1 protein-coding gene is annotated in these 528 nt (G+C 72.2%); it reads right to left on the bottom strand.

Translation table 11 applies throughout. The features are described from left to right. On the bottom strand, window positions 1-368 hold a 368-nt coding region (locus tag ABD848_RS24940), incomplete at its 3' end, for an O-methyltransferase (protein ID WP_425567709.1). Window positions 369-528: the final 160 nt, after the last annotated feature.

A 528-nucleotide genomic window follows, 5' to 3' on the forward strand; every position in this document is an offset into this window, starting at 1 on the left:
GCTTCGTTCATACGGGGGAGGACCTCCGCGGCGCGGCCGGTGATGAACCGGGCGCGGGCGGGCGGGATCTTCGCCTCGGCGAACGCCTGACGGGCAGCGCCCAGGTGCTCGGGCTCGCTGTCGATCGTCGTGAGCGTGGCACGCGGCGAGCCGTGCAGCAGCCACAGTCCGCTCACGCCGGCGCCCGTGCCGATCTCCACGATGTTCAGCGCCTGCGACGCCGCCGCGATGAGCGCGCACTGCGCGCCGACGGGTGCGCTGATCGGCGTCGCCCCGAGCTCGTACGCGAACGCGCGGGCCCGCGCGATGTGGTCCGGCTCGCTCGTCGCCTCCGCGGCGAAGCGGTTGTTCGCGTCGTAGTCGCCCATGTGATCCTCCGGGGCTCAGCCTATGCGCGAGGCGGCACGGGAGTGCTCAGGCGCGGCGGTAACCTGGGAGGCATGTTCAACGGCATCACGATCGAGAAGCTGCTGCTGCTCGGCGTGATCGCCGCGCTGATCATCGGGCCGGAGCGGTTGCCGCGCTACG

Origin of the sequence: Salinactinospora qingdaonensis (assembly GCF_039539445.1) — a bacterium.
GTDB classification, from domain to species: Bacteria; Actinomycetota; Actinomycetes; order Streptosporangiales; family Streptosporangiaceae; genus Salinactinospora; species Salinactinospora qingdaonensis.